Here is a 16754-nt window from a genome sequence, read left to right as displayed (position 1 = left end):
ACACCAGTATTAAAAAGTACCACTTTTAATCCCACTTTCTGCCCCTAAAAGTATATGGCCCCTGGTGTAACTGAACCTTAGTGCAAATTGTTGAATCTTGGTAATGATAAGGCTTTCGGAGGGGACGATATGAAAGAATTTCCGACAGTTTACATTAGCATGTGTTGTAAGCGATAAATCGCAATTAGCAAATGACCATCCTTAATTTGATTTGCATTGTTAATCAATTCCTCCACTTCAATCCAGTATAAGTCAGAAGTTGGATTATTAAGTGTTACAATGTGTGGATATACCTGTTCAGGACACACTCCAATACACGGTAAGTACTTTTCTCCCAATTTGGTGATAGCAACAACTTTGGTGTTAAAGAAATCTCTGTTAAGCACATATTCTTTCATCTCATCCTGGTTGCGAATATCCTTTGGCAAACGAAAGGCAGGAGCTGCCAGCAAGCAGCTGTTTCCTTCAATCAACTGGGGAACCGGTAGATTTCTTTTTTCAATACCAACATATATATGACCATTGTATCTATAAACAGGCAAGGTCACAATCGTATTTGAACTAAGTTGAGTTGGTTCAATATATTCCAGAACCTGCTCGCTTCCCTCCTTTGGATATTCATAGAATTTGGTGCGGCGATGTGTTAAGAAGTTGGCGCTCTTATCAGAAGGTACAAAAAGGTTCTCTATTACTTGATCTATCTTTTGAAATTCGCAACTGTCAATTTGTTCAAGTTCTTGAATGGTGCAGGATTCATTTAGCCATTTCTCCGGAGATCGATTCAGGCGTTGAAGTAATCGGTAGATACTTAATTCCAGACGTGCATCAGGGAGTGCTCCCACTTGTGCCGATTTGAGCAGTTGCAAGGCGTTATATGAGCGATAGCTACCAGAGTCGTTGAAGCCTGAATAATTACCTATTGCCTTTGGGAAGTTGATGAAATCTTTTAATTGAATATGGTAACTGTTGACCATCTCATTGACCCCACCAGGTGATGTATAGAAGCTCAGTTCATCAGATATTTCTCCAATTATCTCATTTGTAAAACCCAACCGCCCTACAAGCAATTGCTTAAGGGTATCATGGTCATTGTTTCCATTAATACCACTTGTAATACCTTCTATAATATATCCACTATAGCGTTTTCCATCGATCAGCTGTTTGTTTTGATGGATAATGGGACGAGGATAAGCATGCTTAGCCAAAATTCTGACTTGTTTTCCCTCCATTGTGAATGGCAGAACATCAATAACGCTTCCTGGTCGTTCTGCCACATCAAATACAGCATTATTGCCAGTATTGATGTATGACTTTATTTTAAGGAAGTTATCATCCATTAATGGCAATTGTCGTGCAGCCTTTAGTACTGTACCTTTAGTAGAAACTTTCTCCGCTGCAATTACAAAATTTGTCGGCGGACAATCTATAGGCTTACCATTGAGTTCAGTCAGGCTGAATTTGTTTTTGTATCGGTTGTTGATGATCCAGGCATTGTAGATAGGCTGTGAAACGATGGTACGCAGGCCTAAGCTTGTTAATACCGTTTCAAATTCCTTTTGGCTATAATAAGCGTATTCTTCCTGGAGTTCAATGTTCCAATCATTCAGATAGTCCTTTCTTCGAATGAATTCTACTGCGTCCGGATAATTAAGCTGATAGGCATTGTTACCATTAATTTCAACCCTTTTTATTGGAAAACCTTGTTCCTTTATTGGAGCCAGAGAGCGTGCCGTAAGTGCAAATTTCTCTAACAAAGCGGCATCATTTAGCCCTTGTTGGTCTTCTGGAAATTGAATGATAACATCCCTTTCTTCAGGCTTTACAAAGTCACGAATAACGATCACCCCTTCTTCACAAAGTAACTCAGCTTGTCTTTTCAAAGTGAGGTAGGCTTTATTCTGCGAATAGTTGTTAAAGGAAGTAATATGGTGTATAGATGAGCAGTTAAAGAAACCACTAATTTTCTCAGAACTTAAGGTGCCAAGGGTTTCACCATCATCTATACGAAACTCAAGATTAGGAAGAGAATAAGTCTTATTGGCAATCTCCACCATTTTCGGATTAATATCTACTCCAATTATTTTGGTGTTCGGAAACAACAGTGCCAGTATATACGAACTTGTGCCAGAAGCCATTCCTACATCCACAATAGCATAACCTTCTTTTTCATGAAAATAAGCACTGGCCGAGGCAACTTTTTCCACGATGATGGTGTCCATCCCGGCCAGGTACCTTTGATACTTCTCTTTATTTCCTCTGTCTTGATCTGCGTACATAGTGTGATTTTATTGTACGCTAAAATTACATTATTAAGTCACCTGTAAAAACTATATTGGCTTTTTCCTTGGCAATACCTATTTCTGCAATGGAACCTGCATTAAAGGCTAAATAATCATTCTCAAGCCCATCGCTGAATATCTTTCCATTCACAGGCATATGCGATTCTATTTTTAATGATTGTCCTTTGGGTATGATACCTGCAGAAAGCTGAATATTAGAATGTCTGCTTTTAAATGGTTCCCTGACGATGTATACAAGGTTATCATCATCCCACTCCATCTGCATTTCCATATCATGATGACTGTTGTCAAAAGCTCTGTTGATACGGTTCGCCATATTAAAAAGTGAGCTTAACCAGCCCGTTGAACCGGCTCCGGTAGAGACAATAATCCCGCTGGATGATTGAACTTCGGCCATCTTGTTGTACCATAATTTATAACGCGCAGATGTGTGAGTCGCAGGCCCGATAAACAAATCATTAAATGCCTGTAATTTCTGCCCATCTTTTAAAGTTGCTTCTGCCATCGTCACTTGTTTAAAAGCGCTGTTTTCATTCAAAAAGTTTAACAAGCCAGCCTGGAAATTATCGGAGTTAAATGGAAGTAAAACACCATCATTAAGGCTTGTGTCAGGATTAACAGGTAACATTGGTAAACCCTTGGCATATTTTGCCGTATTGGCCACCAGGCCATCTTGTCCCACAATAACAATACAGTCATTCTCGCTAAAAATAAAGTTAGGGAGAAAGGAGCGGTCAATGATCTTGAACTTCAGGTGTTGAGCAGTAATACGCTGAATCTTCTCAAGCGATTGGTAGAAACAATCGTGTTCTTGCTGGTAAGCGTTAAAGTCGCCACCCGAATGTTCGATGTAAAACCTGGCCTGAGCCTTGGTGTTGAATCGTTCGATCAACTGCTCAAGCCTGGTTTTATTTCTTACAATAATTGCGTTATCGGTAGTCATTTATGACTTCTTTTGCAATAAGGTTTGTAATAGATCCGGGCTGATATTCAGATTCTCAATTTTATCTGTGTTTTCAGCCAACTCACGAAATGCCAATGCTATATTATCCCTTGCATCCATGTTCTTCACATTCATAGCCATTAACATCTTCCAATCAAATGCCTGATATGGAGACAATGTTTTCTCTAACAGATAACCTTTGGCGTCTGCCTCTTTCTTCATATTGGCTGTCTGCATTTCTGTTAGCTGAGTTTTTGATTCTTCAATAGATAGATCAGCTTCCATCTTCTGCTCCCGGATTTCTCGTTCACTCTCTTGTTCTTTAAGCTTAATCTGTGATTTTTTCTCCAGGATTTCTTTTTCCTTTTCCTGAACAGCAATCTCAGTATTCAACTCGCTTTCTCTAATCCGTCTTTCTTGCTCAACAGCAAAATTCCGTCGTTCGTAAATAGCTTGATCAGCTTCCTTTTGAAGAGCCTCTCTTGTTTCTGTTTCCAGAGCCTTTGCCATCTCAGGACTAGGAGAAACGCCAATGACATCGATATTAATCACTTCAACACCTAAATGTGCAATGGCTTCCGAAGATCGCAAACCTTCATCGATGTATTCGCCAATCTCCTTCGCACTGCGAATAGCTGTTTTTAAATCCAATTGCTGAATGAATTTTGAAGTGGCTGCCTGCGCCTCATTGTTTAATCGCTGGTTGATTTTCTCAAAGTTATCCTCTTTATATTGGTGACGATTTATAAGTGTAAAATCCAATACCTCAGAGAGCTTCTTAGGGTCTTTTATGATATAGGTGATTTGTCCCTGGATTGCAATCTTCTGAAAATCGTTGGTTGTTTCACTAAATATAAACTGAATATCCTTGCTACCTAATGGTATTGCAGCGATAGAAGTGTTTGGTGAGTAGTAATAAAAGGATAAACCTTTCCCTTCTCTTTTGATCTTACCATTTGAGAATTGAATGACGTGAGTCATTGAGTCAAATTTTACAAAATTAATTCCAAACATAACGCACTATTTTAAAAGTGTTAAGAGCAATTATTTGCTCAAAAAATGATATAACAATCCCATTCAAAGACCTACAGGTCAATGTTAAAAGAGGGTAGCTAACCATTTAGCTGTATCTTGGTTTGTCAGACAAATACAGCTAAAGCCTGACTTGTGCTACAGGAACAAAAACATGTGATTAAATCTCAAAATTGAATCCCCGGCTTTTGAGTGCCTGATATTTTTCTCTGTCAAAACGGAATTGGCGTGCACCTTTGTGGCCAACTCCATCCATTTTATTTTCGATTGGTTCAAGTATATCCAGACTCATTATTTTGCGGTTGAAATTTCGTCGATCAACCTGTATCCCCAATATGGCTTCGTACAAACGTTGTAACTGTGGAATGGTAAACACCTCTTCCAATAATTCGAAGCCAATCGGTTCGTATTTGATCTTACCTTTTAAGCGATCGTGGGCTACACGCAAAATCCGATCGTGGTCGAATGCTAAAGATGGAACCTGATTAATGGGGAACCATTGTGCATCACTTGCATCATCACCTCCAATTAGCTTAAAGTCGGTTGACTTTATAAGTGCAAAGTAGGAAACGGTAATGACTCTGCCCCTGGGATCCCGATTTACATCACTAAAGGTATAGAGCTGCTCTAAAAATAATTCCTTTACTCCCGTTTCTTCCTCCAGTTCACGACGTGCACATTCCTCGGTTGTTTCGTCCATCTGAACAAAACCGCCAGGTAAGGCCCATTGACCTTTGAAAGGTTCAATACCGCGTTTAATCAGTAGAATTTGAAGGTCGATGCCATCGAACCCAAATATTGTACAGTCAGTTGTGACAGATGGCCTTGGGTATTCGTAGCAATATTTCTTTTTATCATCCATGCTTTAATCGTGTGTCATTGCGACACAAATATACAAACAGAATATTTACTAGCAAATATTTATGTGTCAAAATTACACATAAATATAACAGGGTACTTATTTTAAAAATGAATACACACTTTAAGGCACTGTGATATAGGTATATATTATTTCCGTTTAAGATTTATTGCTATAAATGATATTGAATGTATTGCCAGGCCATACTGTATGGTCTTGCCATAAGGTATGGTTTGACAATACTGTATGGTAGATCGCCAATTAATATTTATATTAACAGTCTATTATGATTGATAATAGTATACGCAAGTTCAAAATGCATTGTTTAAAATATAGACATGATATTAACCATAACTGACGAGACCTTTACTGGTGAGGTAATCCATAAACAGGAAATTGAATTTGAAACAGAAGTTGTTACAGTTCAGGAGATAATTGAGAAAAGGGTAATACAAGAAGTTGAGAAGTATAACAGCAAAGCACATGATAAATTCAAAGGGCTTGTTGAGCCAACGCAGACAGAAAAAACCTTAAATGCACGTCAACCTAAACAAAGAAAGCTGGTTGATTCTGAGAAGCAGGTTTATGTAGCGCTTGATGCTTTCAAGAAGAATGGTTTTTTTGTTTTGGTTGATAACCTGCAGGTTGATAGTTTGGAACAGCAAGTGCAGCTTAAAGCTCAAACCATAGTTAGCTTTGTAAAACTAACGCCACTTATTGGAGGATAGATATGGGCTTATTTGATCTCTTTAAGAAGGAAAAAGTATCAGAGAAGAGTACTGTTTCCGAATTTGAAAATGTGATTGTGAAAAGTTATAAAGAGCATGATCAAAAAGACGGTTATTTCTATGACATTAAGGCAAATCAATTATCAATATACAAGAATGAGGTATTAAGCTGGGATGACAGAAAAAAGATTGATTTTATTTTTTACCTGATTAAAACAGTGAATGAATATACCAAAAATCAAAACAATACTGCAAATCACCAACTTAGTGCTTATAATTCGATCAGACAAGCTTATGTAAGTCAGTTGTTCAAGATAAAAATTTCAATGTCACCTGATGTTATAAATTCTTTATTTAAAGCTTTCGTCACCAACAAAAGACATCATTGGCAAAGTGAACTTTCCTGGCCATGGGCACATTTTATTAATCAAATTGGCCGACAGTATCCGAAGGCTGATCGCGAAGTAAAGACCGTCCTGGAGGATATGCAGGCCTATTTTAAAAAGATTGATACCAATTATTACGAAAAAGAAATTGCCCGATTAATTGCTAAAGTAGAGGAGTTACTTTTTAAGTCTGCCAATGGCGAATTAAAAGTTAAACCGGTTCTTTTTACCGGCAAAGATGCTTTTACTTCTTATGCTAACGACATTTTAAATAAGGAAAGTGAGGAAGCATTAAACCACTGGTATCGTCTGCTGGCCATGACACAGAAAGCCAGTGGCTCAAAACCATCGGCCAAATATCTCAAAGAATGCAAAAATATTATTGAGGAGCTGGGACGCGACAATTTTACGCAACTAATAATCAATTGGTTTAGCTACATCATCGATCTAAAAGAGTCCGAAACGGTCAAAAGTTATAACTGGAACGGTCAAACACACCAATACTCAGAATATGATTTTCTTTCAGGTGTCAATTCCGATATGATTAAAGGATTGGTTTGGTGTTGTTCACATTTTCACAGTCAGGCTATAATTACCATTGTTTCGCGCCTTGCCGAGCGGTCGTTTAAAAAGATACCTGGTAAAGGTCCGGCAGCACAGGCCATAGGCAATGCATGCATTTTCGTTCTCTACAAATCAAAAGGTTTGGATGGAATAGGTCACCTGTCCAGGCTAAAATTAAAGGTCAAGCAAAGCAGCACCCAAAAATTAATTGAGAAATATCTGCATCAGGCAGCAGATGAAAAGGGTGTTACGATCCATGAAATTGAGGATCTGTCGGTGAATGCTTACGGTTTGACAAATGGTTCCAAAGAAGTTTCTTTTGACGATTACAAAGCGTTGTTAACAATCACAAGTGTGGGTAAAACAAGTATGCGGTGGTTTAAACCCGACGGTACTGAACAAAAGACCATACCAAAACAGGTTAAGGATAAACATGCGAAAAAACTAAAACAGCTTAAGGATAGTGTAAAGCAAATTAACCTGACTACCAGTGCTCAACGCGACAGGTTGGACAGGATGTTTCGATCAAACCGACAAATTACGATGGAAAACTTCGTAAAACTATACCTGGAGCACGGTTTGATGAGCTACCTGGCTAAAGGAATTATCTGGATATTTGATGATGGAAGTAAAAAGCAATCATGCATTTATCATTCCGATAATTGGTGTAATGTAAATGGTGAAGTCATTGAAATAAGCCATTCAAGCAATGTAAGCTTATGGCATCCGGCAACCAGTACAGTTGAAGAAGTGCAGCAATGGCGTGCATACCTTGTTGATAAGCAAATACAGCAACCACTAAAACAGGCCTTTAGAGAAGTATACCTGTTGACAGATGCTGAGCTCAAGACCAAAACATATAGTAATCGAATGGCTGCTCACATACTAAAGCAACATCAATTTAACTCGCTGGCGAAAGTCAGAGGCTGGAAGTTTGCATTAATGGGCGCCTTTGACAATGGCGTTTACAACGATGCTGCTGAAATTGAATTGAAAGAGCATGGACTGCAAGCAGAATATTGGGTGAATGAAGTGAATGCTGATGATGCGATGAATGATACGGGTATTTGGAATTACATTGCAACTGATCAAATTCGTTTTACCAAGTTGGACACTAAAGAGCTTATTGATCTAGTTGATGTACCACCACTTGTATTTTCTGAAGTATTTCGGGATGTTGACCTATTTGTTGGTGTAGCCAGTGTAGGTAATGATCCGGCCTGGTCAGATTCAGGTGGCCTTCCTGCTTACAGGGATTACTGGAACAGCTATTCATTTGGTGATTTATCTGAATTGGCAAAATCTCGTAAGGAAATATTGGAACGATTAATTCCTCGTTTGAAGATTAATAAAGTATCAGAAGTTAAAGAGCGTTTCCTTGTAGTTAAAGGCAAACTGCGTACTTATAAAATTCATATTGGCAGTACAAACATATTGATGGAGCCAAACGATCAGTATTTATGCATTGTTCCTGACAGAAGTAAGAAGGACAACACAAATGGCGTTTATTTGCCTTTCGAAGGTGATGCTGGCTTGTCGGTAATTTTATCAAAAGCTTTTCTATTGGCCGACGATGATAAAATAGCGGATACAACCATTACTTCTCAAATTAATAACAGGTGAGTAGATATCAACGGCAATTACTTGTAAAAGAGTTTGGAGAAAATACTCAGTCCCTCCTATCAAAGACATCGGTATTGATTGTTGGTGCAGGAGGATTGGGTTTTCCTACGGCAAGCTATCTCGCTGGAGCTGGTGTTGGCTTTATTGGTATTGTAGATAATGACCATGTTGAAGAAAGTAATTTAAACCGGCAATTAGCTTATTCGATAAGCGATTTGGGCAAAGATAAAGCCACTTTACTGGCCGAACGATTACAAAGGCAAAATGAACAGATTCAAGTTGAAGGTATCAAACTACGACTAGACGATCAAAATGCCCAGGATATAATTTCTGACTTTGATGTTGTTTGTGACTGTACGGATAATTTGACTAGCAGATTACAACTTGACAAGGCTTGTAGTGAATTGAAGCGACCTTTAGTTTATGCCGGTGTCAAAGACTGGGAAGGCATGATATCAGTTCTGCACTATAAACAGAATATCAGACTGCAAGATATATTTCCCGTTATAGAGAAAATAAACACAGATCAAAATAATGAAAACAGTGTTGTTAATACAAGCTGTGGGGTTGCTGGTAGTTTACAAGCCAATGAGGTCATTAAAATCATCACGAATTGTGATAGTGTACTGGATGGAAAGATTCTCTGTTTTAATACACACCGCCATGTTTATCGTACTTTTAAATTGATGAAATAACCTAGTATTTGGTATTTACTATATCGACAAGCAGTATCATAATGCCATACCATTGAATTTGTGAGGATACGATAATTCATAGATTGTTCGTAATTACACAAATGAAAATTTTAAGCATTCATTTATTGTTGGTTAATGGTTTGTGAAGGTATTATTATAATATTTCTTTTTCTATGGACTTTCATGTAATACTCATGTTCGACATCACTATTGGGGAAGGTATCATTTGAAATTTTATGTTTCTTCATAAATGCGTCCTTATAATTACCAAAAGCTTTCTTATAGATGTCAATTAGAGATACAATTTGACTTACGGTATTGTATTTGTTATATTCAATATAGTAGAAAAGCCCTCTCTTATATACGTAGCCAGATTGGAAACTTTTAGTTAAGTGGTTTATAGCTTCGCTGTAATTTACAATTTCACCATTGATTAAAACTCTTTTCAAAGAATCTTTCTGTATGAATACATATCTATTCTTAGCTATTTTTCGATAATGTTGTATTGAATCAAGTTCATTATAATATTCGTTGCGCCAAGGGAAGTGAAGTTGTAAATAGCATGAATCTTGTGGTGAATTTACTTTTAAATAGATACCTAACCTTAATCGAATGAATTGTAAATCTTCAACTAATGTATCTAAATATTGAAATGGATAATCTTTATCTAAAAATAATAGAATTTTTGGAGTTGGAGGACTTTCCATACAATCCAAAATACTAATCAAACTATCTTCAGATGAAATAACCTTATTATTATTGACTATTCCTTTTCTTGTTATATGTATTGTTGAAGAGTTTCCTTTATCAACTATTTTTCTGAAATGTACTGATTTTGGAAGTTCTGTTCTATTACTGCATCCTGTGTATGATATAAAAAGTAGTATTAACACAACCAACGAACAGATGGTGTTTTGTTTTTTAATTGACATACCAAAGGGATTTATAGGTTTGTAATCAATTTATATTTAAAATGTTAATATAAATATAGGTATCCATATTTTACTTAAAAAAATTGCATTGGTTGAACTTTGCAAGTTTGTTTTTAAGCTGCAATATTTTTAATGATAGTATTTTCCATTCCTTATGGTACAGCAATAGATTATGTATAGTCTCAATAACTGGTATAAATCATTTCTTGATTTGGCAATTTGTTAGAATTGTAGCCCTTTCTGAAAATGTAGCCTTCCCTGCATTTTCTGGTAAGGCTACACTGCCCCTAAAAGTATATGGCCCCTGGTGTAACTGAACCTTAGTGCAAATTGTTGAATCTTGGTAATGATAAGGCTTTCGGAGGGGTATAAACAAAAAACCACTCCTAAATGGGAGTGATTTAAAAGTTCATTTGTGGAGCTGCGGGGGATCGAACCCCGGTCCAGACAAGGAAGCCATATGCTTTCTACATGTTTAGCTTTGACTTAATTGTCGGGTAATAACTGGATCAAAGCCACCGATCATTACCTTAGTCTCTTAAATTTCGAAAATGGCGCGAGACAATCCATTTCCTAGTTCCGATTTTCCAGCATCTCCACATCAGGCCGCCTCAGAACAATAGCACCTGGGAAATGTCTTGTTTCAGCATCTTATGCCGAAATTGGGCTTATCTACTATACTTCGATTAAGCAGCAAGAGCGTAATTATTTTCGCCAATTAAAAAGTTTGAGATCCGGGATTTACGAGCCAGCATCACGACGCTCGACATGCTTACACACCACTTTGCCAAGCTGTCAAATCCACGTCAGCCCCGTAAAGAAATGCGAATGCAAAAATAATAAAATATGCGATATTATTACAATAGCGGAAGAAATTGAAGTGATTGAAGAGATAGAATCTTAGAATTTAGACGAATAGTTTTTTTTGCAGGAAGCATGGATAAATAAGATAATTGAGAATAACTATTCAGAATACCTGCAACTTAACTATACGATACTACTCTCTTAAATTCCTTGGAGTAAATACTATAGATATTTTACTACCTTTAACTGACTATTAAAACCAAACTTTTATCAAACATACTATGAAAAGATTGAGAAACCTGCTGGCTGTTATAAGCTTCACCCTGTTACTAGTTGCATTAAACAGTTGTTGTCAATCAAAAGATTCTCTTGATGACATTAAGGATTACAAACAAGGTGATAAATACTTTAAGGCTTCAATGGTAGGATTACATTTTATGATAGAAGCCCTACCAGCCTCTGAATCTGATTCTATTATGCGTCAGATGATCACTAATTACCAATTACCGGTTATGGCCAAAAATGCTGCCGATGGAACTTATACTGGTGAATCGCCATATGATGCCTTTGACTATAAACACATTGTAAAACTAACTATTAAAGATGGTAAGATTACAGCGATCGATTATAACGAAGTTCATAAAAATGGCATTGGCAAAGAAGAGAATGAGCAATATAACATTGAAATGAGTGCAAGCGGAGCAATGCCCTCTGATGCCTACCCAAAAATGGAGAAACAGCTATTAGCTGTGCAAAACATGTTGCAGGTTGACGCTGTAAGCGGGGCCACCTATTCATTGAATCGATTCCGCTATGCCATGCTTGTGGCATTGATGAAAGCCAATATGAAAGCAAAAACTTAACATTCAATATTCGATTGACCATGTAGTTTAAGCAACCATTATCAGTAGTTATCGTCTTATAGGTATGAAAGCACTAACAGCCACCTTAAGTGTTTATATGCTGCTATTTTTATCAGCATGTGACACTGATAAAGACAACACTACAATGCCTTGCGATGATGATGTCATTGTTAGTGCAGAAGCTTATATTACAGCTCATGATGACCACCTGAATATCAACAGCATCGAAATAATTGACGACTGCCTGGTGATTGACTTTGGTTCAAGCGGTTGTGACGGTAGCACGTGGGAGTTAAAACTTATTGATGCGGATGTTATCATGGAGTCTGATCCTCCACAAAGAAATGTGCGCCTGTCATTGAAAAACGATGAACTGTGCGATGCTTATTTTAGCAAGGTAATTTCGTTTGACATCAGCGCCTTGCAAGTTGATGGCAACAAGTTGCTCATTAACCTCAAAGGCCATAATGAGCCAATTTTATATAAGTATTGATGCCTGTTCAAAGTCACAACCTTAAGCTCCGGCATATATAATCCTTGTCTATCCGCCAATAACAAACTAACTGCACGTTGTGAATAATATGCATTACTTATTAAGTGAAATGAATGTTAATTCAATATGTCCTACATGTTATTTTATTGTTATCCCGTAAGAAACAAGGTACCTTGAGAACCATATCTGAACTTATTTTGTTATTATCACAGATCTTTTACTCAATTGCAACCGGGGAAACATATGTCTGAACTAAGCACTCATAATCAAACTGAGTTAGCCATACTGGCTAAGGCATATTTAAATGCCTTACTGGATAAAAACAGACACAAGGCTGAGCAGCTTGTAATGGATAGATTAAAACAAGGAGCTTCCATCAAAGATATTTACTTGCATGTATTTCAGGAATCGCAAAGAGAAATAGGTATACTATGGCAACACAATAAAATTTCGGTTGCCATGGAACACTTTTGCACGGCTGCTACCCAGCTCATTATGTCAAGACTTTATAGTTATATTTTTTCATACGAGCGTAATAAAAAAGGATTGAACCTTGTTTCGACAAGTGTTTCGGGTGAACTACATGAATTAGGTATCCGGATGGTGACCGACTTTTTTGAGATGGACGGATGGAACACCTATTACCTGGGTGCTAATACCCCAAAAGAGGGAGTATTGGATATGATAAAAGATTGCAAAGCCGATTTACTGGCTGTATCCGCCACTATCTATTTTAATATTCCACAGGTCGAAGAGTTGATTTCATATATTAAAAATGAGTATGGCAATGACCATTTAAAAATCATAGTAGGTGGTAACGCCTTTAATATGAAACCGGACTTATGGACTGAATTAAATGCTGATCTGTTTGCGCTGAATGCACAGGATGCCGTGCAGAAAGCCAATAATGCTTTTTTATAAATTATAGATGATATGCTGCAAGGAATCGTATTGGTTTGTAACCCTGAGTTTGGTATTGAAGAAGTTATATTCAATGGTTTTACCGAAGAAAATTTTCAGCAGCAGGCGACGCATATAAAAGATCTGTTCGATCCGGATGAAACAGTCAAAGTCGATAACTTTCTACAGCAATTAATAAGTGACTCGGTTATATTTAACACCGAACTCACAGTTCGTTTTTCGGAAGAATTTAAGCCCTTAAAGTTCTCAGGCAGTAAGTTCAATGGCAGTTATTTTTTATTCGGACTGGAAGCCAGCAACGACTTTCATTTTCTGTATGAAGAACTGATGCGTATCAATAACGACCAGTCGAACTATATTCGTAAAATACTCAAGGAACAGTTCATGACTGAGACAAAAGGAGACACTGATGCAGAGACCTTTGAAGAGCTTTCCAAACTCAATAACGAATTAGCTAACCTCCAACGTGAATTAGCCAAGAAGAACAGTGAACTGGAGAACCTCAACAATCTGAAGAACCGTTTTCTGGGAATGGCGGCCCATGATTTACGTAATCCACTTGGGGCCATCTATAATTTCATTGAACTCATTGAAGATGACGATGATAATAAACTCTCAGCTCAGCATAAATATTACCTTAAAACAATCCAGAAAATAACAATGTCAATGGCTGACATGGTCAATGATCTATTGGATTACTCGGTAATTGAAAGTGGGTATATCAATCTAAATTTTGAGTCTGTTAATTGTAATGAACTTGTATCTAAGTGTATTGAATTGCTAAAACCGTTTGCCGACAAGAAAAACATCACAATTGATATCGAACATCAATCATCTGAACCAATGATAAAGGTGGATGAAAGTAAGATAGCCCAGGTGCTGGGCAACTTAATTAGCAATGCTATAAAGTATTCAGAATCTGATAGCCGAATCAGTGTATTTATTAAAGATAATAAGGAATGGATTGAAATAATGGTAAAAGATGAAGGACAAGGATTAAGTGAAGAAGAATGCGCCTCTTTATTCAGAGCCTTTCAAAAAACCAGTGTAAGAACTACCGGTGGAGAAAGCAGTACCGGTCTTGGCTTATTTATCTCAAAACGCATTGTTGAGGCACATCAGGGAAAGATATGGGCACATAGCCAGAAAGGTGTTGGATCAGAATTTAGCTTTAGCATACCCCGCAATTATTAACTATTCTATCCGGTTTGGTATTGCCTTGCCGGAAGTAGAAAACCCTTACATATGGATAAAAACTACTTATTGACATCGGCCCGTCAATTAAAACAGGTGAGTGATAAAGCTGCTGCTGAATACAAAAGCAGATCTATCAATATGGTTGAAGCTCTAAATGCTGCCATGCTGGCACGTGAAGACCTGAAAAAGCTGATCGGTGATAACAACATACGTATGATGAAAGATAACCATGCCAATCATGCCCGTTTTATAGCTACCATCATTTCAAAATTCGATGCGCAGGTGTTTACCGAAACCATATTATGGGTATTCAACACTTATGTCAACCATGGTTTTTCATCCATTTACTGGGCAGCTCAACTGAATAAATGGATCGAACTACTTGAAAAAGAGCTATCAAAGCAGGCATTCGCCGAAATACTGCCTTATTATAACTGGATGCAAACCAACATACCTGTCTTTGTCCAACTATCCAATAAGGCAGATGCTTCATTTATAGAAAAGCATTAAATAGAAAGAGGCCGTCTTCAGTTACGAAAACGGCCTTATTTTTATCAGCTTTCTGCTTGATTATTCTAATGTACAAATAATCTTTACTTTGACCATTTGTCCGACCATAAAGGTACCACTATACTTTTCTGCGCCGACCCCGTAATCAAAACGGTCCACTTCTATCTCCCCCTCCAGTGTGCTGGAATCTCCAGCTGTTACAACCGTAAATGGAATTGAAACATCCTTTGTAACCCCATGCATGGTCATACTGCCATCGGCAATATAGCTTTCACCATCTTTTCTTATTAGTTTAGACTTAAAAGTGATCGTTTTATATTTCTCCACATGAAAAAAGTCTTCAGTATTTAAATGTTTATCACGCTTTTTACTACCTGTGTTAACGGTCGACGGATCAACAGATACATTAAAGTGTGATTCGGATAAATTATCCTTATCAAAAGACACTTCTCCCTGCATTCCTTTGAAAGTTCCTTTAACCTTATTCCATTTGAACTTAATTATACTAAACTCCACCACAGAGGCGTCACTGTTAATTGTTTGTGATTTAACCTGGCTAAAAGCGACTAAAAGGCTTAGTATTAAAATTATGTGTTTCATCTATTTTATATTTATTTAATATTCCATTATGCTTTGAACTTGAACAAAAGTACAGTACTATAATGCTCTATATACCGAATATCCTTTTGAGAAAACAGCAGGCATTCATTGATCATTTTTTTTGCCTTATTAGTCATAACAAATTAAAAGCGAAATGTATTAACGAAATAATAAAAAAATGACTGTACGAAGTAAACTTAACAAATCATTTATGTTCACAAAGAAGCTTCGTATTAAAATAAGGACACAAAATATTGTTTAATCAAGTAAACTGAGCACTCGTCTCAATTCAGAGAGTTCCCTGCGAGCATGGCGGATTAATAAATACGCACTAACCGGAATACCAATAATGAGAAAAACAAGAATATAAATGTAAAACCATTGTGGCAGGGTGGCTTTAAATACAGGAAGCATAATCAAAAAACCAACGATATACAGCAATACGCTCACAAAAGTTACGACAGTAACAAAGATCCGACGCTGCCTATAATAGGCTTTCAATTTTTGATGGTAAAGTTCAGTTTCAGCACTGATATCTATTGCTTTCATTTTATTATAGGAATATAGTTCAAATCCTATCCGAACGATAAGGGCTGAAAACATGATACTTAACCCGGCACTGACGGCATTCCCCAGGGGTGTCAACCACCAAAGTACCATTATGCCGGCACTAACAATGGTTAATATGATTATTGTATAAAGGTATTTTTTCAAGGCAGTAAGCTTTTGCATCTTAGCTTTTTCGTTTAGCTCCTCTGCACTTACCTTTGGTTGTCTGGCCTGGTTTTGCCAAATGTTTTGTATATCGTTAAAGTCGTTCATTTTCCATTAGTTTTTTCAGTTTATCTCTTGTTCGGTGCATACGAACTCTAAGGTTTGAGCGGGATAGTCCCAGGATATCAGCCATATCTTCATGTTCAACTCCTTCAAGCATGAGTAGCACAAGGTTTTTCTCATCCACTTTCAGGTGTTCCAGCGCACGGTAAACCTTTTTCAACATTTCATTCGCTTCTGAAGCCTCTTCAGGTGAATAAGCAATATCGGGTAAACTGTCAGCCGACTGTATGTCTTTGTTATTATCTTTCAGCCGCTTCATGCACGTATTAAAAGTAATTCGATAGATCCAGGCAGGGAGTGCCTTGGGATCTTTAAGACTTTTGAGCTTGCTCCAAACCGTGATAAATACCTCCTGAGCTACATCACTGGCCCATTCGTCCCGCCCTGAAGCATATCCAGCACATAAGCGGAATACTTTGGGATAGTAATCCCGGTATATTGTTTCAAAATTGTTTTGGTCAGGCATG

16 protein-coding genes and 1 other RNA gene are annotated in these 16754 nt (G+C 37.3%); 8 read left to right on the top strand and 9 right to left on the bottom strand.

Annotated features, from left to right (window positions below):
• Nucleotides 1–149: 149 nt before the first annotated feature.
• From ACRD69_RS13030 to ACRD69_RS13015, 4 genes are all read right to left on the bottom strand, one after another.
• Nucleotides 150–2276, bottom strand: coding sequence for a methyltransferase domain-containing protein (locus tag ACRD69_RS13030; protein ID WP_430815535.1), 2127 nt, complete (start codon nt 2274–2276; stop codon nt 150–152).
• Nucleotides 2277–2301: 25 nt separating this feature from the next.
• A complete protein-coding gene (locus ACRD69_RS13025) occupies nt 2302–3243 on the bottom strand; it encodes a diacylglycerol kinase catalytic domain-containing protein (protein ID WP_430815534.1) in 942 nt (313 codons plus the stop codon).
• Nucleotides 3244–4257, bottom strand: coding sequence for an SPFH domain-containing protein (locus tag ACRD69_RS13020; RefSeq protein ID WP_430815533.1), 1014 nt, complete (start codon nt 4255–4257; stop codon nt 3244–3246).
• A gap of 178 nt (nt 4258–4435) precedes the next feature.
• Entirely contained in the window at nt 4436–5137 is a 702-nt protein-coding gene (locus ACRD69_RS13015; RefSeq protein WP_430815532.1) for an NUDIX hydrolase, read from the bottom strand.
• Between the two features lie 335 nt (nt 5138–5472).
• On the opposite strand from ACRD69_RS13015, the gene ACRD69_RS13010 reads away from it, so the two are divergent.
• The 3 genes from ACRD69_RS13010 to ACRD69_RS13000 are packed head-to-tail and all read left to right on the top strand — an operon-like array spanning nt 5473 to nt 9130.
• Nucleotides 5473–5862 (top strand): hypothetical protein, encoded by a 390-nt coding sequence (locus ACRD69_RS13010; RefSeq protein WP_430815531.1) that lies wholly within the window; start codon nt 5473–5475, stop codon nt 5860–5862.
• 2 nt (nt 5863–5864) lie between these two features.
• Entirely contained in the window at nt 5865–8435 is a 2571-nt protein-coding gene (locus ACRD69_RS13005; RefSeq protein WP_430815530.1) for a DUF4132 domain-containing protein, read from the top strand.
• The gene (locus ACRD69_RS13000; RefSeq protein WP_430815529.1) at nt 8432–9130 is read left to right on the top strand and encodes a HesA/MoeB/ThiF family protein; all 699 of its coding nucleotides are present in this window, start codon (nt 8432–8434) and stop codon (nt 9128–9130) included. Before ACRD69_RS13005 ends, ACRD69_RS13000 begins: the two co-directional genes overlap by 4 nt.
• Before the next feature lie 122 nt (nt 9131–9252).
• Here the strand turns inward: ACRD69_RS13000 and ACRD69_RS12995 are convergent, their stop codons facing one another.
• Both ACRD69_RS12995 and ssrA read right to left on the bottom strand, forming a co-directional pair.
• Nucleotides 9253–10062, bottom strand: coding sequence for a hypothetical protein (locus ACRD69_RS12995; RefSeq protein WP_430815528.1), 810 nt, complete (start codon nt 10060–10062; stop codon nt 9253–9255).
• 413 nt (nt 10063–10475) lie between these two features.
• Nucleotides 10476–10876: a transfer-messenger RNA gene (ssrA, locus tag ACRD69_RS12990) on the bottom strand.
• Between the two features lie 271 nt (nt 10877–11147).
• Between ssrA and ACRD69_RS12985 the strand changes: the two genes are divergently transcribed.
• The 5 genes from ACRD69_RS12985 to ACRD69_RS12965 all read left to right on the top strand — a co-directional run bounded on the left by ACRD69_RS12985 (nt 11148) and on the right by ACRD69_RS12965 (nt 14850).
• Nucleotides 11148–11729 carry an FMN-binding protein gene (locus ACRD69_RS12985; RefSeq protein WP_430815527.1) on the top strand — a complete coding sequence of 194 codons (582 nt, stop codon included), beginning with the start codon at nt 11148–11150 and terminating at the stop codon, nt 11727–11729.
• Between the two features lie 64 nt (nt 11730–11793).
• Nucleotides 11794–12222, top strand: coding sequence for a hypothetical protein (locus tag ACRD69_RS12980; RefSeq protein ID WP_430815526.1), 429 nt, complete (start codon nt 11794–11796; stop codon nt 12220–12222).
• 243 nt (nt 12223–12465) lie between these two features.
• Nucleotides 12466–13143 (top strand): cobalamin B12-binding domain-containing protein, encoded by a 678-nt coding sequence (locus ACRD69_RS12975; RefSeq protein ID WP_430815525.1) that lies wholly within the window; start codon nt 12466–12468, stop codon nt 13141–13143.
• Between the two features lie 12 nt (nt 13144–13155).
• A complete protein-coding gene (locus ACRD69_RS12970; protein ID WP_430815524.1) occupies nt 13156–14337 on the top strand; it encodes a sensor histidine kinase in 1182 nt (393 codons plus the stop codon).
• Between the two features lie 51 nt (nt 14338–14388).
• A complete protein-coding gene (locus tag ACRD69_RS12965) occupies nt 14389–14850 on the top strand; it encodes a hypothetical protein (RefSeq protein ID WP_430815523.1) in 462 nt (153 codons plus the stop codon).
• 60 nt (nt 14851–14910) lie between these two features.
• On the opposite strand, the gene ACRD69_RS12960 is transcribed toward ACRD69_RS12965, so the two are convergent.
• From ACRD69_RS12960 to ACRD69_RS12950, 3 genes are all read right to left on the bottom strand, one after another.
• The gene (locus tag ACRD69_RS12960; protein ID WP_430815522.1) at nt 14911–15450 is read right to left on the bottom strand and encodes a YceI family protein; all 540 of its coding nucleotides are present in this window, start codon (nt 15448–15450) and stop codon (nt 14911–14913) included.
• Between the two features lie 258 nt (nt 15451–15708).
• Complete coding sequence (locus ACRD69_RS12955) at nt 15709–16272, bottom strand: hypothetical protein (RefSeq protein ID WP_430815521.1); 564 nt, start codon at nt 16270–16272, stop codon at nt 15709–15711.
• Nucleotides 16259–16753: an RNA polymerase sigma factor gene (locus ACRD69_RS12950; protein ID WP_430815520.1), complete on the bottom strand. Its 495-nt coding sequence runs from the start codon at nt 16751–16753 to the stop codon at nt 16259–16261. Before ACRD69_RS12950 ends, ACRD69_RS12955 begins: the two co-directional genes overlap by 14 nt.
• Nucleotide 16754: the final 1 nt, after the last annotated feature.

Source organism: Carboxylicivirga agarovorans, from assembly GCF_050589845.1.
Taxonomy (GTDB): domain Bacteria; phylum Bacteroidota; class Bacteroidia; order Bacteroidales; family Marinilabiliaceae; genus Carboxylicivirga; species Carboxylicivirga agarovorans.
Note: the sequence above shows the minus strand (reverse complement) of the source record. Positions and strands in the feature narration are given on the sequence as shown.